This window comes from Pseudomonas sp. R2-60-08W, assembly GCF_003852335.1.
Classification (GTDB): domain Bacteria; phylum Pseudomonadota; class Gammaproteobacteria; order Pseudomonadales; family Pseudomonadaceae; genus Aquipseudomonas.
In genome coordinates this window covers 5,375,718-5,395,464 of the sequence record NZ_CP027731.1, presented here as the reverse complement: position 1 = coordinate 5,395,464, position 19,747 = coordinate 5,375,718, and the positions used below count along the sequence as shown (strand labels likewise).

The following is a 19,747-nucleotide window of genomic DNA, read 5'->3' as shown; positions in this document are numbered from 1 at the left end:
TGGATCAGTCAGCTTATCTGTAGCTGACCCACTGCAATCGGGGGCAAGCCCCCTCCCACATTGAAGCGAAGCAGTTCTGTGTGAGGCTTACAGGATATACCGCGACAAGTCTTCGTTCTGCGCCAATTCGCCCAGGTGGCTGTTGACGTAATCCGCATCGATCTTGATCGCCACGCCATTCTGCAAACCTGCCATGTCCCCGGCGCTGAACGACACTTCTTCAAGCAGGCGCTCAAGCAGCGTGTGCAGACGCCTCGCACCGATATTCTCGGTCTTCTCGTTGACCTGCCAGGCAATCTCCGCCAGGCGCTTGATACCGTCTGCTTGGAATTCGATCCCCAGGCCCTCGGTTTTCAGCAGCTCACGATACTGCTCGGTCAACGACGCATGCGGCTCGCTGAGGATGCGCTCGAAGTCGCCCGGAGTGAGCGCCTTGAGTTCCACGCGGATCGGCAGGCGACCTTGCAGCTCCGGCACCAGGTCGCTTGGCTTGCTCAGGTGGAACGCACCGGAAGCGATAAACAGGATGTGGTCGGTCTTGACCATGCCCAGCTTGGTGTTCACCGTGCAGCCCTCGATCAGCGGCAGCAGGTCGCGCTGTACGCCTTCGCGAGACACATCGACACCACCGGAGTTGCCGCGTTTGGCGACTTTGTCGATCTCATCGATAAACACAATACCGTGTTGCTCGACCGCTTCCAGGGCCTTCGCCTTGAGTTCTTCCTCATTCACCAGGCGCCCGGCTTCTTCGTCGCGCACCAGTTTCAGCGCTTCCTTCACCTTGAGCTTGCGGCTTTTCTTCTTGCCCTTGCCCATGTTGGCGAACAGGTTCTGCAACTGGCTGGTCATTTCTTCCATGCCCGGTGGCGCGGAGATATCGACGCCGGACACCTCGGCCACTTCAATCTCGATTTCCTTGTCGTCCAACTGGCCTTCACGCAGGCGCTTGCGAAACAGCTGACGGGTGTTGGAGTCTGACGACGGCGCGGCATCTTCGTTGAAGCCCATGCGTGCCGGTGGCAGCAAGGCATCGAGGATGCGTTCTTCGGCGGCGTCTTCGGCGCGGTGGCTGACCTTGGTCACTTCCTGCTCGCGCAGCATTTTCAAGGCGGCGTCGGCCAGGTCGCGAATGATCGATTCGACGTCGCGGCCCACATAACCGACTTCGGTGAACTTGGTGGCTTCGACCTTGATGAACGGTGCATTGGCCAACTTGGCCAGACGCCGGGCGATCTCGGTTTTACCAACACCGGTCGGGCCGATCATCAGGATGTTCTTTGGCGTTACTTCAACGCGCAACTCTTCGGGCAGTTGCATCCGGCGCCAGCGGTTACGCAGCGCAATGGCAACGGCGCGCTTGGCATCGTCCTGGCCGATGATATGGCGATTGAGTTCATGGACGATTTCGCGGGGAGTCATGGACATAGTGTTTGGCGGCCTCAAGCGGGAATAAGCCTACGGCTTACTCGGCGAGGTCCTGCTCCTCAATGGTCTGGTTGTGGTTGGTGAACACGCAGATATCACCGGCGATACCCAGCGCGGTCTCGACGATTTCACGCGCCGACAGATCGGTTTTCTTCAACAGCGCGCTGGCCGCAGCCTGTGCATAGCCGCCACCGGAACCCATGGCGATCAGGCCGTGTTCAGGTTCAACCACATCGCCGTTGCCGGTGATGATCAAGGACGCGTCTTTGTTGGCGACCGCCAGCATGGCTTCAAGACGGCTGAGGGAGCGGTCGGTGCGCCACTCCTTGGCGAGTTCGACGGCGGCGCGCACCAAGTGGCCCTGGTGCTTTTCAAGCTGGCCTTCGAAACGCTCGAACAGGGTGAAGGCGTCGGCGGTCGCGCCTGCGAACCCGGCGAGCACCTGGCCGTGGTACAGGCGACGCACTTTCTTGGCGTTGCCTTTCATCACGGTATTACCCAGGGAAACCTGGCCGTCGCCGCCCATGACGACTTTGCCGTGGCGACGTACTGAAACGATGGTGGTCAAGGGGAGAGTCTCCACGCAGCGGGGCGAAAATGCCCTGATGGAAACTGATATGGGGGTGGCGGAGGGGATTTCAACCGTAGGACGGGACGGCGGACGAGTGGCGTTTACTGGCCCTGATCGTTCCCACGCTCTGCGTGGTAATGCCGCAATTGACGCTCTGCGTCTTCTCTTGTGACGCGGAGCGTCACGGCTGCATTCCCACGCGGAGCGTGGGAACGATCATGAGGGATGATCAGCGGCTCTGACGCTGTTGTAACAGCAGGTTGCTAAACCCCGCGCCGGCCAATTGTTTCTGCGCCACGGTCAACTGCTCGCGGTTGCTGAACGGGCCTACCAGCACGCGATACCAGGTCGCGTCCTTCACCGTGCCGGATTCCACCGTCACCGCCTGACCCAGCAGAATGATCTGCGCCCGCACGCGATCGGCATCCGCCTGTTTCGGGAACGAACCCGCTTGCAGGAAGAACTTGGTCACCGGGGCGGCCTTGGTCTCTGCCACTGGAGGTGCCGGCGGCGGGGTGATACCTGCCAATGCCGCCTGGGCGCGCGCCGTGTCGATTTTCGCCGCTTCCGCAGGCGTCACCGGCGTGGTCGGCACTTGCGGCGTCGGCAGGGTTTTCTCCGGCACGGCGTCGGGCGGCACGATCACTTCCGATTCCGGCAGCAGTGTGTAGAAGTCGTACTTGGGCTTCACCGGCGCCGTCGGGCTTGGTGCGGTCTTGTTAGCCTCGGCGATCTTCGTGGCTTTCTGCTGCTCCTGTTTGACGCGCTTGACGTCATCGCCCTGGCCGGGCTCCAGCTTCATCAGAAATACCACGAATGCGCCGACCGTGAGGCCGATGGCCATCCACAGCCAACCCGGAATCGGCTGCTTGGCCGGGGCCTGATAGCGGCTGGCGCCGCGCTTGGGTGCAGGTTTTTTCTTGGCGGCCAACTTACATGCGCTCCAGAGTTTCCAGGCCCAACAGCTCCAGGCCTTGCTTGAGGGTCCGTCCAGCCAGTGCGGCGAGGCGCAGGCGACTGTGCTTCTGGGCTTCATCCTCGGCGCTGAGGATCGGGCAACTCTCGTAGAAGCTGGAGAACAGGCCGGCCACTTCGTACAGGTAGGTGCAGAGGATATGCGGCGTGCCTTTCTCGCCGACGCTGTTGAGCACTTCGCCGAACTGCGCGAGCTTGGCGGCCAGTTCCTGCTCCTGGGGTGCGTCCAGCACGATCTGGCCTTCGACTTCGCTGAAGTCCTTGCCCAGTTTGCGGAACACACCGGCCACGCGGGTGTAGGCGTACAGCAGGTACGGTGCGGTATTGCCTTCGAAGTTGAGCATCAGGTCGAAGTTGAAGCTGTAGTCGCTGGTGCGATGCTTGGACAGGTCGGCGTATTTCACCGCGCCAATGCCTACCACGCGGGCGATGTTGCGCAGGTCGGCCTCGGCCAGCTCAGGGTTCTTTTCCTTCACCAGGCTGTAGGCGCGTTCCTGGGCTTCGGTCAGCAGGTCGATCAGCTTCACGGTGCCGCCGTCACGGGTCTTGAACGGGCGGCCATCGGCGCCGTTCATAGTGCCGAAGCCCATGTGTTCCATGTGCATCGGGTGAGTGACGAAGCCGGCGCGGCGCGCCACTTCGAACACCTGCTGGAAATGCAGGGCCTGGCGCTGGTCGACGAAATACAGCGCGCGGTCGGCCTTGAGCACGCCGCTGCGGTAGCGCACGGCGGCCAGGTCGGTGGTGGCGTAGAGATAGCCACCATCGGCCTTGACGATGATCACCGGCAGCGGTTCGCCCTCGGCGGTCTTGAATTCTTCAAGGAACACGCACTGCGCGCCGTTGCTCTCGACCAGCAGGCCTGCGGCCTTGAGGTCGTTGACCACGTTGATCAGGTCATCGTTGTAGGCGCTTTCGCCCATCACGTCGGCCATGGTCAGCTTGACGTTGAGCAGTTCGTAGATTTCCTGGCAGTGGGACAGCGAGATATCGCGGAAACGACCCCACAGTTCCAGGCATTCCTTGTCGCCCGCTTGCAGCTTGACCACCAGGCTGCGCGCGCGGTCGGCGAACTCGGCGGATTCGTCGAAGCGCTTCTTGGCGGCGCGGTAGAAGTTTTCCAGGTCGGCCAGTTCGTTGCTGGTGATCGGGTTTTCCTGCAGGTACGCCATCAGCATGCCGAACTGGGTGCCCCAGTCGCCCACGTGATTCTGGCGGATCACGGTGTCGCCGAGAAACTCCAGTACCCGCGCCACGCCGTCGCCAATGATGGTCGAGCGCAGGTGGCCAACGTGCATTTCCTTGGCCAGGTTCGGTGCCGACAGGTCGATGACCACGCGCTGGCTGTCGCCGGCTTTGCGTGCGCCGATGCTGGCATCGGCCAAGGCGGCATCCAGGCGCGACGCCAGGGCCTGGGTGTTCTGGAAGAAGTTGATAAAGCCTGGGCCGGCGATTTCGGCCTTGGTGACACTGGCGTCGGCCGGCAGCGCCGCGATGATTTTTTCCGCCAGGTCGCGGGGTTTCATGCCCGCGGGCTTGGACAGCATCATCGCGATGTTGCTGGCGAAGTCGCCGTGGGTCTTGTCGCGAGTGTTCTCCACTTGGATCGCCGGCGACAGGCCTTCAGGCAACACACCTTCGTTGACGAGTTGGGTGAGGGCTTGCTGGATCAGCTGGCGAATGGTGTCTTTCATGGTGTTCTCTTTCGACCGCAAGCGGCGGCGCGCGATGCGCAGGTGGAAAAACTGGGCATTATCCGTGGCGAGGGCGGGCTTGCCAACCGTTCCAGACCTGTGGAGCTGTTTAAGGGCGTTGTGCCTCCCTGTAGGAGCGAGCTTGCTCGCGAAAAACCCGAGGGCGCCGCGTGAAATCAGGATACCGCGTTATCGTTAACGTTTTTCGCGAGCAAGCTCGCTCCTACAGGGAACGGCTTAATACAAATCTACCGGGTCTACATCCAGCGACCATCGCACTTGCCGGCCGCTGGGCATTTGCTCCAGGGCAAGCAACCAGCTACTTAATAGCCGATGCAGCGGTGCGCGGGACGTTGCCTGCAAGAGTAACTGCGCGCGATAGCGCCCGGCGCGGCGCTCCATCGGTGCGGGCACCGGGCCGAGCAGTTCGATGCCGCTCAGACCCAGTTCGGCGAGCAAACGTTCGGCGGCGCTGCAGGCCTCGTCGAGAAAGGCTTCGGCCTGGCCCGGTTTATGCGCCTCGGCGCGCAGCAGTGCCAGGTGCGAAAACGGCGGCAGCCCGGCGGCGCGGCGTTCGCTCAATGCCTGCTCGGCGAAGGCAAAGTAACCTTGCTCGGTCAGTTGAATCAGCAGTGGGTGGTCGGCCAGGTGTGTCTGGATAATCACCCGGCCCGGCTCTTCGGCGCGCCCGGCGCGGCCGGCGACCTGCACGATCAACTGCGCCATGCGCTCGCTGGCGCGGAAGTCGCCGGAGAATAAACCACCGTCGGCATCCAGGATCGACACCAGGGTCACCCGTGGGAAGTGATGCCCTTTGGCGAGCATTTGCGTGCCAACCAGAATGCACGGCTGGCCTTTCTGGATGGTGGCGAACAATTGGTTCATCGCGTCTTTGCGCGAGGTGCTGTCGCGGTCCACCCGCAGTACCGGGTAATCCGGGAACAGAATGCCCAGGCGCTCTTCGGCGCGCTCGGTGCCCGCGCCGACCGGGCGCAGGTCGACCTTGCCGCATTGCGGGCAGTGGCGCGGCACCGGCTCGACATGGCCGCAGTGATGGCAGCGCAATTCGCCGTAGCGCTGGTGCACGGTCATGCGGGCATCGCAGCGTTCGCATTCGGACATCCAGCCACAGTCATGGCACAACAGCGTCGGCGCAAAGCCACGGCGATTGAGGAACACCAACACTTGCTGGCCGGCGGCGAGAGTCTGGCCGATGGCTTGCTGCATCGGGCCGGAAATACCGCTGTCCAGCGGACGGCTTTTTACATCCAGGCGCAGGAAACGCGGCTGTTTGGCGCCACCTGCGCGCTCATTCAGGCGTAGCAGGCCATACCGGCCGGTGTAGGCGTTATGCAGGCTTTCCAGGGAAGGCGTGGCCGAGCCGAGCACAATCGGGATGTCTTCCTGGCGTGCGCGTACCAGCGCCAGGTCGCGGGCGTGGTAACGCAGGCCTTCCTGCTGTTTATAGGAGCCGTCGTGTTCTTCGTCGATGATGATCAGCCCCGGATTTTTCATCGGGGTAAACAGCGCCGAGCGGGTGCCGATGATGATGTCGGCTTCGCCGTCCCGCGCCGCCAGCCACGACTCCAGGCGCTCACGGTCGTTGACCGCCGAGTGCACCAGGGCGATGCGGGCGTTGAAACGCTGTTCGAAACGCGCCAGGGTCTGCGGGCCTAGGTTGATCTCGGGGATCAGCACCAGCGCCTGTTTACCGGCTTGCAGGGTTTCGCGGATCAACTGCAAATAGACTTCGGTCTTGCCGCTGCCGGTAACGCCGGCCAGCAGGAACGCGTGGAAGCTGTCGAACCCGGCGCGGATCGCTTCATAGGCGGCGCGCTGTTCGGGGTTCAACGGCAGCTCCGGTTGCGCCAGCCAGTGTTCGTGGCGCGGGTCGGGGGCATGCTTGCGGATTTCCACCTGCACCAGGCCTTTGGCGAGCAACAGGTCGAGGCTGTCTTTGCTCAGCATCAGCTTGCTCAAGAGCTGATGGGCGACGCCATGCGGGTGCTGGGCCAGGGTGGCCAGGGCTTCACGCTGGCGCGGGGCGCGGGCGATACGCGGGTCATCCAGGCGGGCGCCGGGCGTCATCGACCAGAATCGCTCCTGGCGCGCTTCGGCCAGTTCGCCCTGGCGCAGCAGCACCGGCAGCGCCCAGCTCAAGGTATCGCCCAGGCTGTGCTGGTAATACTGCGCGGTCCACAGGCACAACTTGAACAGCGCGGGGGGCAGCGGCGGTGTGGCGTCGAGGATGGCGATGGCCGGCTTGAGTTTTTCGGCGGGCACTTCGCTGTGGTCGGTGACTTCCACCAGGATGCCGATCATTTCCCGGCGCCCGAACGGCACGCGCACGCGCATGCCTGGCTCCAGCTGCGCACGCGGCACACCGGCCGGGGCCCGATAATCGAACAGGCGGCGCAGGGGCGAGGGCAGGGCTAGGCGCAAAATGGCGTCGGGCACGCGAGAAGTCTCATCTATAAAGGCAGGCGGTGGCGCAGGGGCGGGAGCCTAGCAGACCGACGGTGGAGGTGTCCCGTCTCTGCTGCAGGAAGGAGAGACTTGCGCAGGCGCCGGGATTTTCTGATGAAAGGGCGTACTCGGCCGTCACCGCCGCTTGCGCGATTGAAAAGGTCTGTTAGAATTCGCGGCCTAATTACGTGCGGTATTCGACAATAGTGTCGAGTGGCGGCACGCTAGCCCGAGGAAGTGCCATGAAAGCCGATATCCATCCAGCGTACGAAACCATCGAAGTCACCTGCAGCTGCGGCAACAAGTTCGAGACTCGTTCGAACCTGTGCAAGCCACTGGGTACTGACGTATGCAACGAGTGCCACCCGTTCTACACCGGTAAGCAGAAAACTCTGGACACCGGCGGCCGTGTACAGCGCTTCGCAGATCGCTTTGGTGCTTTCGGCAAGAAGCCTGCTGCTGCTACTCCAGCAGAGTAAGGCTCAAAGGCCTTATGGGCTTTTGCCAGCTGTTGAAAAAGGCGTCCCTTGTGGGCGCCTTTTTTGTGCCTGGGATTTGGTTCGGCGCGGCCCAGGCCCAGGTGTTTTGCCCGGCGCCGGCCTCCGTGGCGCGTGTAGAAGTACAGCGCGTGGTGGATGGCGACACCGTGCGCCTCAAGGATGGCCGCAGCGTGCGGCTGATCGGCCTCAACGCCCCGGAAACCGGTAAGAAGGGCCGCGCTGACGAGCCCTTTGCCATCGCCGCGCGCCAGCGCTTGCAAGCCTTGGTGAGCGCCAGTGGAGGACGCGTCGGGCTGGTGCCGGGTCGCGAGGCCAAGGATCGCTATGGGCGAACCCTGGCGCACCTTTACGGCGCCGACGGCAATAATCTGGAAGCCCAGTTACTGGCCGAGGGCCTGGGTTTTCAGGTGGGTGTCGCGCCCAACGTCGACCTCGTTGCCTGTCAGCAGGCGGCTGAGCACACGGCGCGCCAGGCAGGGCTGGGCCTGTGGCGGCAATCGCCGGTGCAAGGTGTGGCCCGGCTCAAGCAGTCCGGCTTCGCCCTGGTCAGCGGCCGTGTCAGCAAGATCGAACGCAATCGCGGCGGAACCTGGATCGAATTGCAGGGTTCACTGGTATTACGCGTTGCGCCCGATCTGGCCCATCAATTCGACACTGCCATGCTCGATGGTCTGCAAGGCAAGACAATCGAGGCGCGTGGCTGGGTGCAGGATCGCTCTCGGCGTGGTGGGCACAAAAGCGACCAGGCACGTTGGCTGCTGCCGATCACCGATCCCGGCATGCTCAAATTGGTGCAATGATAAAAAATTGTAGACATTTTTTCAGTCGATTGTGAACAGTCAAGCCCTTGTATCCCGTGGCTTTAGACTAAAGTACGCTGTTGCAGGGCCTTGACACCTGTGACCGACCAGTCTTGTAGGGGCTTTACGACACGCGTATCCTCGGCGGTCCGTCGACCAACAGTAAAAGCGGAATGCCGATATGTCTGATTTGAAAACTGCCGCTCTCGAATATCATGCCAATCCTCGTCCAGGAAAGCTGAGTGTAGAGCTCACCAAAGCCACTGCCACCGCCCGCGACCTGTCGCTGGCCTACAGCCCTGGCGTTGCCGAGCCCGTACGTGAAATCGCCCGCGACCCCGAGCTGGCGTACAAGTACACCGGCAAGGGCAACCTGGTTGCAGTGATTTCTGATGGCACCGCGATCCTGGGTCTGGGTAACCTCGGCCCACTGGCTTCCAAGCCGGTCATGGAAGGTAAGGGCGTGCTGTTCAAGCGCTTTGCCGGCATCGACGTTTTCGACATCGAGGTCGACTCCGAAAGCCCGCAGGCCTTCATCGACACCGTCAAGCGCATCTCCATCACCTTCGGTGGCATCAACCTGGAAGACATCAAGGCACCTGAGTGCTTCGAGATCGAAAAGGCCCTGATCGAACAGTGCGACATCCCGGTATTCCACGATGACCAGCACGGCACCGCGATCGTTACTGCGGCCGGCATGATCAACGCCCTGGAAATCGCCGGCAAAACCCTGAGCGAGGCGAAAATCGTCTGCCTGGGCGCCGGTGCTGCGGCCATTTCCTGCATGAAGCTGATCATCAGCATGGGCGCCAAGCTGGAAAACATCTACATGGTCGACAGCAAGGGCGTGATCCAGTCCGAGCGTACCGACCTGAACCAGTACAAGGCGATGTTCGCCCACCCGTCCTCCAAGCGCACCCTGGCGGATGCCCTCGACGGTGCCGACGTGTTCGTCGGTCTGTCCGGCCCGAACCTGCTGAGCGCCGAAGGCCTGAAGTCGATGGCGCCGAACCCGATCGTGTTCGCCTGCTCCAACCCAGACCCGGAAATCTCCCCGGAACTGGCGCACGCCACCCGCAGCGACGTGATCATGGCCACCGGCCGTTCGGACTACCCGAACCAGGTCAATAACGTGTTGGGCTTCCCGTTCATCTTCCGTGGTGCCCTGGACGTTCGCGCCAAGCGCATCAACGAAGAGATGAAAGTAGCGGCCGCCAACGCCCTGCGTGAACTGGCCAAACTGCCGGTGCCGCAGGATGTATGCGACGCCTACGGTGGCGCCAAGCTGGAATTCGGGCGTGAGTACATCATTCCCAAACCAATGGATAAGCGCCTGATCACCCTGATCTCCGATGCCGTGGCCAAGGCTGCAATCGAGACCGGTGTGGCAACCCTGCCGTATCCGAAGAACTACCCGCTCAAAAGCGTGGATGATGTGTTCAACGGCTAAGCCGTTGTAGCGCACCCACAAAAAAGCCCCGGCTCTCGCGAGTCGGGGCTTTTTTGTGGCTGATCGTTCCCACGCTCCGCGTGGGAATGCACCCCGTGACGCTCCGCGTCACATGTGCTTGACCACAAGGCCGTGCGCGCACCCTGGACGCAGAGCGTCCAAAGCGGCGTTCCCACGCGGAGCGTGGGAACGAGCGTCATCAGAACAGATCGATCGGCGCACCTTCATCCGCCGGCAGCGGGCTGCCCGGTGCAACCCCGTTGCCCAGCTCATTGACCGACGGCGGCGTGTCTTCGCTCTTGAACAGTTCGAAGTAGGCGTTCGGTGTGCTTGGCGAGGCTGCGCGGCCGCTTACCGGGTCGATGCGCAGGCTGAGAATGCCTTCCGGTTCCGGCTGGGTGTGCAGCGGCTTGTCTTTCAGCGCCGCGCCCATGTAACTCATCCAGATCGGCAGCGCGACGGTGCCCCCGAATTCGCGACGGCCCAGGCTTTCCGGTTGGTCGTAACCGGTCCATACGGTGGTCACATAGTCGCCGTTGTAGCCGGAGAACCAGGCATCCTTGGATTCATTGGTGGTACCGGTCTTGCCGGCGATGTCCGCGCGGCCGAGGGCCAATGCGCGCCGGCCGGTACCTTTCTTGATCACGTCTTGCAGGATGCTGTTGAGGATATAGGTGGTGCGGCCATCCACGATGCGCTCGGCCACTGCCGGCGCCTGCGGCTCGGCCGGCGCGGGGGTATTTGCGGCAGGCGTCGTGCCTGGGGTCGGCTCGATGGTGATGCCGCCGTTGCTGGGTGCGGCGAGACCATCGGTCGCCGCCACGCCATTGACCACATCGCCGGGCACCCGTGGCGGGTTGGCGGTGAACAGGGTGTCGCCATTGCGGCTTTCGATCTTGTCGATCAGGTATGGCGAGATTTTGTAACCACCGTTGGCAAAGGTGCTCCAGCCGGTGGCGATTTCCATCGGCGTGAGAGTGGCGGTACCCAGGGCCAGGGACAGGTTCGGCGGCAGGTCAGACTTGGCGAAGCCAAAGCGAGTCATGTAGTCGATGGTCTTGCCCACGCCCATCGCCTGCAGCAGGCGGATCGACACCAGGTTGCGCGACTTGTACAACGCTTCGCGAATGCGGATCGGGCCGAGGAAGGTGTTGGTGTCGTTTTTCGGGCGCCAGACTTTGTCCAGGTACTCATCGACAAACACGATCGGTGCATCGTTGACCAGGCTGGCGGCGGTATAGCCGTTATCCAGCGCGGCACTGTAGACGAATGGCTTGAAGCTCGAGCCCGGCTGGCGCTTGGCCTGGGTGGCGCGGTTGTAGTTGCTCTGCTCGAAGGCGAAGCCGCCGACCAGGGAGCGGATCGCACCGTTCTGCGGGTCGAGGGACACCAGGGCGCCTTGGGCGACCGGGACCTGGCTGAATTTCAGGCTGTCATCCGCCTGGCGCTGCACGCGGATCAAATCACCCACCTGCGCCACGTCGGACGGCTGCTTGGGCATCGGGCCCATGCTGTTGGTATTCAGGAACGGGCGCGCCCATTTCATGCTGTCCCACGCCACATGCGCTTCGCCGGTGCGGGTCAGCACTTGCACGCCGTCTTTCTTCACCTGGGTGACGATGGCTGGCTCCAGGCCACTGATGGAGCGCTGTTTGCCCAGCTCGGTGGTCCAGGCGCTCAGGGTCTTGCCCGGCAGGCGCGATTCAGGGCCGCGATAGCCATGGCGCTGGTCATAGGTGATCAGGCCTTCGTGCAGCGAATGGTTGGCAATTTCCTGCAAGTTGCTTGGAACGGTGGTAGTAACACGGAAACCTTCGGTGTAGGCCTCGCTGCCATACCGGCCGACCATCTCGGCACGCGCCATTTCGGCGATATACGGCGCATTCACTTCCGGCGTCGGCACGTGATAGCTGGCGTTCAACGGTTCGGCCACGGCGCTTTCGTAAGCCGCCTGGTCGATCTTGCCCAGCTTGTACATGCGCCCCAGGATCCAATCGCGCCGCTCCTTGCTGCGCGCCGGGTTGGCCAAGGGGTTGAAGCGCGACGGCGCCTTGGGCAGGCCGGCAATCATCGCCATCTGCGCCAGGCTGGCATCACGAATCGACTTGCCGTAGTACACCTGGGAAGCCGCCTCGATGCCGTAGGCGCGGTTGCCCAGGTAAATCTTGTTGACGTACAGCTCGAGAATTTCATCCTTGGTCAGCTGACGTTCAATCTGCAGCGCCAGCAGGATCTCGGTGGCCTTGCGCGAAAAACTGCGCTCGCTGGTGAGGAAGAAGTTCTTCGCCACCTGCATGGTGATGGTGCTGCCGCCCGATTGAATGTGTCCGCTTTTTACCAACTGCGTGGCTGCGCGTACCAGGCTACTGGGGTCGACGCCGTAGTGGTTGGCGAAATTATCGTCTTCAGCCGACAGCAACGCGCTGATGAAATTGGGTGGAATGTCGGCGAAACGGATCGGGGTGCGGCGCATTTCGCCGAACTCCGCGATCAGTTTTTCATCGCTGCTGTAGACCCGCAAAGGAATCTGCAACTGGATACTTCTGAGAGCCTCTACGGACGGCAAACCCGGACTAAGGTAGAGGTAGGCCCCGCTGAGTACGAGCAGCAGCCCGCAGACGATCGCGACAATGGAGTACCCGAAAAACTTCAGCAGACGAATCAAGGCTTTTGGATTTCCAGAGAAATGAAAGAGTTACGCGTCGGGGCATGCATGGCAAACGATGGATCGACCCGGGCAGCAGATAAAAAGCGGGAAAAAACGCTGGGCATTAAAGCATTTTCGCCTTCGGGCGTCATTCGCGCGGCTCAAACAAGTCGACCGAATGCACGCTGCCCGGCGGCAATCAGGCGGTAAGACAGGCAAAGCTTTAGGGAGTTTTATGGGAAAGGGATTTTTCAGGCGAAAACTCGACGTCGTCCTCGGCGTTGACATCAATGACCAGGGTATCAAGCTGGTCGAGCTGGGCCGTTCGGCGCAAGGTTTCAGCATTCAGCGGTATGTCACGCAGGTATTGCCGGCACATGCGGTGGTCGATGGCACATTGCTTGACCTCGACGGCGTAGGGCGGGCGCTGCACCAGGCATTATCCCGCTTGCACAGTGGCACCAGGCACGCGGCCGTCGCGGTGGCGGGCCCTTCGGTCATTACGCGGGTGATCGAAATGGACACGGACCTGGGCGACGAAGAGATGGCCTGGCAGATACAGATGGAGGCCGACCAGTACATTCCTTATCCTCTGGACGAGGTCGCCATCGATTTTCAGGTGCGCGGGCCATCGCCCCAGGAAGCGGGGCGGGTCGAGGTGTTGCTGGTGGCGTGCCTGCGTGAGCAGGTCGAGGCCCGCGAGGCGGCGCTGGCCCTGGCCGGGCTGGTGACGCAGGTAGTGGATGTCGAAGCGTTTGCATTGGAGCGCGCTTGCCGTCAGGATTTTGCCAGCTTCATGCCGGGTCATCGAGTCGATGGCGCACAATGGGCCGTCGATGCCCAGGGGATGGGAGTGGCTTGCGGGTTAGCCCTGAGGAGTTTCGCTGGATGACACGAATCAATCTTTTGCCCTGGCGCCGGTTGCTGGCGGAGCGGCGCCGCAAATATTTCCTGGCACTGTTGCTGGTATTTGCCTGCCTGGCGCTCGCGGCGGTGTGGCTGGCTGACCAGGTGATCGACCAGGCGATCGACCGGCAGGTTACCCGCAATGTGCGCCTGAACGGGGATGTCGCCGTGCAGGACTCACGCATCAAGACCATCGACGACCTGCAGGAGCGAAGCCAGCAATTGGCGCAGCGCATGAAGGTCGTGCAGGACCTGCACGATGCGCGCTCTTCCGGTGCTCGGCTGTTCGATCAGTTGGCGCGCGCGATGCCCGATGGCGTTCATCTGCATGAAGTGGTCGCGAGTGGCGATACGATCAGCATTCGTGGCAGTGCCGACAGCAATCAGGATATCGCCCAGTTGATGCGTCGGTTGGAGGCGTCACAGGGTGGCCACTCCGCGCGGCTCGAGCGGGTGCGCGCAGAGGGCGAGCGCGGCGATCACGAGTTTCAGTTGATGGTGCGTCAGGGGGAAACCATCGAGGCGCAACCATGAGCCTGCCCAGGCTCGACTTTTCCGCACTCTCCTACAACGCTGCAAAATGGCCCTGGCCTGGAAAGGCCCTGCTTGGCTGTGCGCTGGCCGGCTTGGTGCTGTTGCTTGGAGAGGGGGTTTACCTGGGGGCTTCGCGGGAGCGACTGCACGGCCTAGAGGCTCGGGAGCAGGCGCTGCAAGCGCAGCTCGAAGAAAAAACCGGCTTGGCCGCCGAGCTTGAGGCGTACACCGAACAAGTCAGGGGGATGGAAGAGACTGTCGCGGGCCTTCAAGGGCAGTTGTCCGGTGAGTCCTCCGTGCCGGGCTTGCTGGAGGACATCGCCCGGCTGGCGGTTGCCAAAGGCGTCTGGATCGAAGGCGTCGCGGTGCTGGATGAGGCGTCGCTGCCGTTCCATGTCGAGCAGCCCGTGGAGATTGCCGCTACGGGGGCCTATCACGACTTGGCGGCGTTCGTCAGTGCCCTGGGCGGGTTGCAGCGCATCGTCACGGTGCATGACGTGGCGGTGCGGCCTGAAGGGGCATTGTTGCGTCTTGACCTGCTGGCCAAGGCCTATCGAAGTGCGTCGCCAGGCGGCAGCGCGTCCCAGGCGGTCGTCCCGGCTCCGCGCTTTGTTTATGACTCATCATCCCTGCGCGACCCGTTTCAACGCCCCGCCTTGCAGGCGGAGCACACGCCTGGGCGAGCGGCCCTTGCTCCAGACCTCACTCGGCCTCGCGGGCCGCTGGAGGGCATCGCAATCGAGCAGTTCGCCATGGTCGGTACGCTGTCGGGCGGTGGACAGACCTTCGCGCTATTGCGTGCCGGACCGACAGTGCATCGGCTGGCGGTCGGTGACTACCTCGGGCCCGATCATGGCCAGGTCATGTCCATCCAGGACAGTCATGTCGAGCTGATCGAGCGCTTTCCCGATGAACAGGGCCTCTGGCTGGAGCGCCCGCGAACCCTGGTAATGAACGTCAACTCATAACGGAATCAAACCATGAAAAGGATTTTCTCGTGCTTCGGTGTGGCGCTATGGATAGCGTTCACGGTGCCGAAGGCTGCTGCTGTACCCAATCGCCTCGACCTGATCCAATTGCCGCCGCCCGAAAGTGCTGCTTCGGTCGGCTACACCGGCGACAAGCTGAATCTCAATTTCCAGAACATCGATCTGCGCGCGGCGCTGCAGCAAATCGCCGATGTCGCAGGCCTCAACCTGGTGGCCGGTGACGAGGTACAAGGTTCGATCACCCTGCGGCTCAAGGAGGTGCCCTGGGACCAGGCGCTGGACCTGGTGCTGCAAGCCAAGGGGTTGGACAAACGGGTGAAGGCTGGCGTCTTGCTGGTGGCGCCGGCTGACGAATTGGCCGCTCGCGAACTGCTGACGCTGGAGGCGCGCAAGCAGATGGCTGAGCTGGCACCCTTACGCCGGGAGTTGCTGCAGGTCAATTATGCCAAGGCAGCGGACCTGGCCAAGCTGTTCCAGTCAGTTACCGGCTTTGAAGGCGCCACCGACGAGCGCGGCTCGGTGGCGGTCGACGACCGCACCAACAATATCATCGCCTACCAGACTGGAGAGCGGCTGGAAGAACTGCGGCGGATCGTGGCGCAGTTGGATGTGCCGGTGCGCCAGGTGATGATCGAGGCGCGCATCGTCGAGGCCAATGTCGATTACGACAAAGGCTTGGGCGCACGCTGGGGTGGGCGGCTCAATCGCGGCAATTGGAGCGCCGGCGGTATCCCCAAGCCCCAGGCGGACGGCGCGCAGCTACCAGAGAACCCACCCAGCTCACCCTTCGTCGACCTGGGTTCGCTGACCGCCACCTCGGGCTTGGGACTGGCCTTTATCACCGACAACCTGCTGCTGGACCTTGAGCTGACCGCCATGGAAAAGTCCGGCAACGGCGAAATCGTCTCACAGCCCAAGGTGGTCACCTCGGACAAGGAAACCGCACGCATCCTCAAGGGCACCGAGATCCCCTACCAGGAATCCACGTCCCAGGGCGCAACCTCGGTGTCGTTCAAGGAAGCCTCGCTGTCATTGGAGGTCACGCCGCAAATCACCCCCGACGATCATGTGATCATGGTGGTCAAGGTCACCAAGGACGAGCCCGACTATCTGAACAAGCTCAACGATGTTCCGCCGATCAAGAAAAACGAGGTCAATGCCAAGGTCCTGGTCAAGGATGGCGAGACCATTGTCATCGGCGGGGTTTTCTCCAATACCCAAAGCAAAGTGGTAGATAAAGTGCCATTTTTAGGCGATGTGCCGTATCTTGGCCGCCTTTTCCGGCGCGATGTGCGGGCGGAGAAAAAATCCGAGCTGCTGGTATTCCTGACTCCGCGTATCATGAATAACCAGGCGATTGCTGTGAGTCGTTGATTCTGTGCGAAATTTGATTCTTGTAGGGCCGATGGGGGCTGGAAAAAGCACCATCGGCCGTTTGCTGGCCAAAGAGCTGCGCCTGCCATTCAAAGATTCCGATAAGGAAATTGAATTGCGCACGGGTGCCAATATCCCATGGATCTTCGATAAGGAAGGCGAGCTGGGCTTTCGCGACCGCGAACAGGCAATGATTGCCGAACTGTGCGGCTGCGATGGCGTGGTATTGGCCACCGGCGGTGGCGCGGTGATGCGCGATGAAAATCGCCGCGCCCTGCACGCCGGGGGGCGAGTGGTGTACCTGCATGCCTCGGTGGAGCAGCAGGTGGGCCGCACCGCCCGTGATCGCAATCGCCCGTTGCTGCGCACGGCCAACCCGGAAAAAACCCTGCGAGACCTGCTGGCGCTGCGCGATCCGCTGTATCGGGAAATTGCCGATCTGGTGGTGGAAACCGATGAACGGCCGCCGCGAATGGTGGTGCTCGACATTCTTGAGCGCCTGCAACGGCTACCACCCCGTTAAAGCCTGGCCGCAAATGCGCTATTCTCGGCGGCGCGCCATGACCTCGCGGGGTGTGGCGTAGAGCCATCAGGCAGCGTCTGATCCAGGCGTTACCGGTCGTCAAAATATCTTCAACGCGGGGACACATGCAGACACTTAAGGTCGATCTAGGCGAGCGCAGCTACCCGATCCATATTGGCGAAGGTCTGCTGGACCAACCCGAGCTGCTCGCACCGCATATTGCCGGTCGGCAAGTGGCGATCATCTCCAACGAAACGGTGGCGCCGCTGTATCTTGAGCGTCTGAGCCGCAGCCTGGCGGCGTACTCGGTGATCTCGGTGATCCTGCCCGACGGCGAAGCCCACAAGAACTGGGAAACCCTGCAACTGATTTTCGATGGCCTGCTGAGCGCACGGCATGACCGCCGTACCACCGTGGTCGCTCTGGGCGGCGGTGTGATCGGTGACATGGCCGGCTTCGCGGCCGCCTGCTACCAGCGTGGCGTGGACTTTATCCAGGTGCCGACCACGCTGCTGTCCCAGGTCGATTCGTCGGTGGGCGGCAAGACCGGTATCAACCACCCGCTGGGCAAGAACATGGTCGGCGCGTTCTATCAGCCGCAGGCCGTGCTGATTGACACCGCAACCCTCAATACCCTGCCACCCCGCGAGCTGTCGGCGGGCTTGGCGGAAGTCATCAAGTACGGGCTGATCTGCGACGAGCCCTTCCTGACCTGGCTGGAAGAACACATGGACGCCTTGCGCGCCCTCGACCAGGTGGCACTCACCGAAGCGATTTCCCGCTCCTGTGCGGCCAAGGCGTTGGTGGTGAATGCCGACGAACGGGAGTCCGGTGTGCGGGCTACCCTGAACCTGGGCCACACCTTCGGCCATGCGATCGAAACCCACATGGGCTATGGTGTGTGGCTGCATGGGGAAGCCGTAGCGGCTGGCACCGTGATGGCATTGGAGATGTCGCAGCGCCTGGGCTGGATCAGCGTCCAGGAGCGTGATCGCGGTATCCGTCTGTTCCAGCGCGCCGGTTTGCCGGTGATTCCGCCGCCTGAAATGAGCGAGGCGGATTTCCTGGAACACATGGCGATAGACAAGAAAGTGATCGACGGTCGACTGCGACTGGTGCTGTTGCGCCACATGGGCGAAGCGGTGGTGACCGACGATTATCCGAAAGAGATTTTACAGGCCACGCTGGGAGCGGATTACCGCGCCCTGGCCCAGCTTAAAGGTTAATAAGATCCCGATGACTAGTTTGCATGCCGACGAGGCGTTCCTCGGCCACTACCACCTGAGCCACGACCCTTTTGCGCCTCGGGTACCTGGTTTCAAATTCTTCCCTGCCCAGCGCAAGCCGGTACTGGGGCAATTGCACCATCTCGCGCGCTACAGCCAGTTGCTGCTGGTGGTGACGGGGCCGTTGGGCAGCGGCAAGACCTTGCTGCGCCAGGCGCTGGTTGCCAGCACCAACAAGCAATCGGTGCAGAGCGTCGTCGTCTCGGCCCGTGGTGCCGGTGATGCGGCGGGCGTGTTGCGCCAGGTTGCGCAGGCGTTGGACGTGGCCAACCCTGAGCCGAACGCGATTCTCAAGCAGGTGGTGCAACTGGGCCTGACCGGCCAGGAAGTCTATCTGCTGGTAGATGACGCCGAGCAGCTCGACGAATCCGCCCTGGAAGCCTTGTTGGCGCTGGCGGCGGGTACCCCGGAAGGGCGTCCCCATGTGTTCCTGTTTGGCGAGTCGTCACTGATCGCCGATCTGGAGCAGATCAGCGGTGAACAAGAGCTGTTCCACGTCATCGAATTGCAGCCGTACGAAGAAGAAGAGACCCGCGAATACCTGGCTCAACGCCTTGAGGGCGCGGGGGCGGGTATCGAACTTTTCTCCGCTGCGCAGATCTCTGATATTCACGAAAGCTCCGATGGCTGGCCTGGCAACATCAATCAGGTTGCCCGCGATGCAATGATCGAAGCCATGATTGCCAGCCGCTCTGCGGTCAAGCGTCCAAAGATGGGGTTCACTATGCCTAAGAAGCACGTATTGGCTATTTCTGCCGTTGTCGTGGTCGCTGTTGCCGCCGCTTGGTTGATCCCAGGCCGCAGCAAGGCACCGGCAACCGCTGGCGCGCCAACCGAACAGGCGCAGTTGCCACTGGGCAAGCCCACGCCGAACGTCGAATTCGCCAATTCCGGCCAACCGACCAACCTGCCGATGGTCGGCCAACCTGTGATGCGCGGCCCGCTGGCCGAAGAAGCCGGTGGTATCTCCGAAGGCGACGACGGCGTGCCGGTGGAAGGCTCCAGCGCGACACCGCCAACCGTGACCACCACCGCGCCACCTGCGGGCGTGCCTGCCGGTACGCCAGCGACTCCCGTTGCACCGGTTGCGCCAGCTGCCAAGCCGACCCCGGCACCGACGGTTGCCACAGCCAAGCCTGCGCCTGCGCCGGTGACCAAGCCCGCGCCAACGCCTGCTCCAGCGGCCAAGCCGGCGGAAAAACCGGCGGCCACCGTTGCCAAGGCCGGCGCTGCCGGCAGCAGCTGGTACAGCAGCCAGCCCACCGGCAACTTCGTGGTGCAGATACTCGGCACCAGCTCCGAGGCCAACGCGCAGGCGTTCGTCAAAGAGCAGGGCGGCCAGTACCGTTATTTCAAGAAAGTGCTCAACGGCAAGCCGCTGTATGTGATCACCTACGGCAGCTTCCCAAGCCGCGCCGCAGCCGATTCCGCCATCAAGGCCTTGCCAGCGAAGGTTCAGGCTGGTAAACCTTGGCCTCGCACTGTTGCCAGCGTTCAACAAGAACTGGCAACAACTCGCTGAAGATCCGGCGGCCTTACCCAGGCCGCCCTCCCGGCACCTCAAAAAACTACAACAGCGTGCAGCCCTGAAGGCCGCGCGCTTTGTG

Annotated in this window: 16 protein-coding genes; 10 read left to right on the top strand and 6 right to left on the bottom strand. The window is 62.3% G+C overall.

Going from position 1 to position 19,747, the window contains the following annotated elements; translation table 11 throughout:
• Positions 1-87: 87 nt before the first annotated feature.
• From hslU to C4J90_RS24655, 5 genes are all read right to left on the bottom strand, one after another.
• Positions 88-1,425 (bottom strand): ATP-dependent protease ATPase subunit HslU, encoded by a 1,338-nt coding sequence (gene hslU / locus C4J90_RS24675; protein ID WP_124364746.1) that lies wholly within the window; start codon positions 1,423-1,425, stop codon positions 88-90.
• A gap of 37 nt (positions 1,426-1,462) precedes the next feature.
• Positions 1,463-1,993: an ATP-dependent protease subunit HslV gene (hslV, locus tag C4J90_RS24670; RefSeq protein ID WP_003171209.1), complete on the bottom strand. Its 531-nt coding sequence runs from the start codon at positions 1,991-1,993 to the stop codon at positions 1,463-1,465.
• 232 nt (positions 1,994-2,225) lie between these two features.
• Positions 2,226-2,927 carry an SPOR domain-containing protein gene (locus C4J90_RS24665; RefSeq protein WP_124368642.1) on the bottom strand — a complete coding sequence of 234 codons (702 nt, stop codon included), beginning with the start codon at positions 2,925-2,927 and terminating at the stop codon, positions 2,226-2,228.
• Between the two features lies 1 nt (position 2,928).
• Positions 2,929-4,665, bottom strand: a complete 1,737-nt coding sequence (gene argS / locus C4J90_RS24660; protein ID WP_124421021.1) for an arginine--tRNA ligase — start codon at positions 4,663-4,665, stop codon at positions 2,929-2,931.
• A 237-nt stretch (positions 4,666-4,902) separates the two neighbouring features.
• A complete protein-coding gene (locus C4J90_RS24655) occupies positions 4,903-7,122 on the bottom strand; it encodes a primosomal protein N' (RefSeq protein ID WP_124421020.1) in 2,220 nt (739 codons plus the stop codon).
• A 251-nt stretch (positions 7,123-7,373) separates the two neighbouring features.
• Here C4J90_RS24655 and rpmE point away from each other — a divergent pair, with 251 nt between their 5' ends.
• The 3 genes from rpmE to C4J90_RS24640 all read left to right on the top strand — a co-directional run bounded on the left by rpmE (position 7,374) and on the right by C4J90_RS24640 (position 9,881).
• Positions 7,374-7,610, top strand: coding sequence for a 50S ribosomal protein L31 (gene rpmE / locus C4J90_RS24650; protein ID WP_003237330.1), 237 nt, complete (start codon positions 7,374-7,376; stop codon positions 7,608-7,610).
• A gap of 14 nt (positions 7,611-7,624) precedes the next feature.
• Complete coding sequence (locus C4J90_RS24645; protein WP_124421019.1) at positions 7,625-8,431, top strand: thermonuclease family protein; 807 nt, start codon at positions 7,625-7,627, stop codon at positions 8,429-8,431.
• A gap of 181 nt (positions 8,432-8,612) precedes the next feature.
• On the top strand, positions 8,613-9,881 hold the full coding sequence (locus C4J90_RS24640) for a malic enzyme-like NAD(P)-binding protein (RefSeq protein ID WP_124364741.1): 1,269 nt from the start codon (positions 8,613-8,615) through the stop codon (positions 9,879-9,881).
• A 199-nt stretch (positions 9,882-10,080) separates the two neighbouring features.
• Here the strand turns inward: C4J90_RS24640 and C4J90_RS24630 are convergent, their stop codons facing one another.
• Positions 10,081-12,543 carry a penicillin-binding protein 1A gene (locus C4J90_RS24630; protein ID WP_372237511.1) on the bottom strand — a complete coding sequence of 821 codons (2,463 nt, stop codon included), beginning with the start codon at positions 12,541-12,543 and terminating at the stop codon, positions 10,081-10,083.
• Between the two features lie 220 nt (positions 12,544-12,763).
• On the opposite strand from C4J90_RS24630, the gene pilM reads away from it, so the two are divergent.
• The 7 genes from pilM to C4J90_RS24595 all read left to right on the top strand — a co-directional run bounded on the left by pilM (position 12,764) and on the right by C4J90_RS24595 (position 19,662).
• The gene (gene pilM / locus C4J90_RS24625) at positions 12,764-13,420 is read left to right on the top strand and encodes a type IV pilus assembly protein PilM (RefSeq protein ID WP_256658892.1); all 657 of its coding nucleotides are present in this window, start codon (positions 12,764-12,766) and stop codon (positions 13,418-13,420) included.
• On the top strand, positions 13,417-13,968 hold the full coding sequence (locus tag C4J90_RS24620) for a PilN domain-containing protein (RefSeq protein WP_124415780.1): 552 nt from the start codon (positions 13,417-13,419) through the stop codon (positions 13,966-13,968). Before pilM ends, C4J90_RS24620 begins: the two co-directional genes overlap by 4 nt.
• Positions 13,965-14,936 (top strand): pilus assembly protein PilP, encoded by a 972-nt coding sequence (locus C4J90_RS24615; protein WP_124421017.1) that lies wholly within the window; start codon positions 13,965-13,967, stop codon positions 14,934-14,936. Before C4J90_RS24620 ends, C4J90_RS24615 begins: the two co-directional genes overlap by 4 nt.
• Before the next feature lie 12 nt (positions 14,937-14,948).
• Positions 14,949-16,331 carry a type IV pilus secretin PilQ gene (locus C4J90_RS24610; protein ID WP_124421016.1) on the top strand — a complete coding sequence of 461 codons (1,383 nt, stop codon included), beginning with the start codon at positions 14,949-14,951 and terminating at the stop codon, positions 16,329-16,331.
• Positions 16,332-16,335: 4 nt separating this feature from the next.
• A complete protein-coding gene (gene aroK / locus C4J90_RS24605) occupies positions 16,336-16,854 on the top strand; it encodes a shikimate kinase AroK (RefSeq protein ID WP_003171222.1) in 519 nt (172 codons plus the stop codon).
• Positions 16,855-16,979: 125 nt separating this feature from the next.
• On the top strand, positions 16,980-18,080 hold the full coding sequence (gene aroB, locus C4J90_RS24600) for a 3-dehydroquinate synthase (RefSeq protein WP_124421015.1): 1,101 nt from the start codon (positions 16,980-16,982) through the stop codon (positions 18,078-18,080).
• Positions 18,081-18,090: 10 nt separating this feature from the next.
• Complete coding sequence (locus tag C4J90_RS24595) at positions 18,091-19,662, top strand: SPOR domain-containing protein (protein WP_124364733.1); 1,572 nt, start codon at positions 18,091-18,093, stop codon at positions 19,660-19,662.
• Positions 19,663-19,747: the final 85 nt, after the last annotated feature.

Bases quoted from the DNA above. Each gene is read 5' to 3' on its own strand.
- C4J90_RS24620 (WP_124415780.1), top strand. From the start codon at position 13,417: ATGACACGAATCAATCTTTTGCCCTGGCGCCGGTTGCTGGCGGAGCGG.
- aroB (WP_124421015.1), top strand. From the start codon at position 16,980: ATGCAGACACTTAAGGTCGATCTAGGCGAGCGCAGCTACCCGATCCAT.
- C4J90_RS24645 (WP_124421019.1), top strand. From the start codon at position 7,625: ATGGGCTTTTGCCAGCTGTTGAAAAAGGCGTCCCTTGTGGGCGCCTTT.
- C4J90_RS24640 (WP_124364741.1), top strand. From the start codon at position 8,613: ATGTCTGATTTGAAAACTGCCGCTCTCGAATATCATGCCAATCCTCGT.
- argS (WP_124421021.1), bottom strand. From the start codon at position 4,665: ATGAAAGACACCATTCGCCAGCTGATCCAGCAAGCCCTCACCCAACTC.
- C4J90_RS24595 (WP_124364733.1), top strand. From the start codon at position 18,091: ATGACTAGTTTGCATGCCGACGAGGCGTTCCTCGGCCACTACCACCTG.
- hslU (WP_124364746.1), bottom strand. From the start codon at position 1,425: ATGTCCATGACTCCCCGCGAAATCGTCCATGAACTCAATCGCCATATC.
- C4J90_RS24610 (WP_124421016.1), top strand. From the start codon at position 14,949: ATGAAAAGGATTTTCTCGTGCTTCGGTGTGGCGCTATGGATAGCGTTC.
- C4J90_RS24615 (WP_124421017.1), top strand. From the start codon at position 13,965: ATGAGCCTGCCCAGGCTCGACTTTTCCGCACTCTCCTACAACGCTGCA.
- pilM (WP_256658892.1), top strand. From the start codon at position 12,764: ATGGGAAAGGGATTTTTCAGGCGAAAACTCGACGTCGTCCTCGGCGTT.
- rpmE (WP_003237330.1), top strand. From the start codon at position 7,374: ATGAAAGCCGATATCCATCCAGCGTACGAAACCATCGAAGTCACCTGC.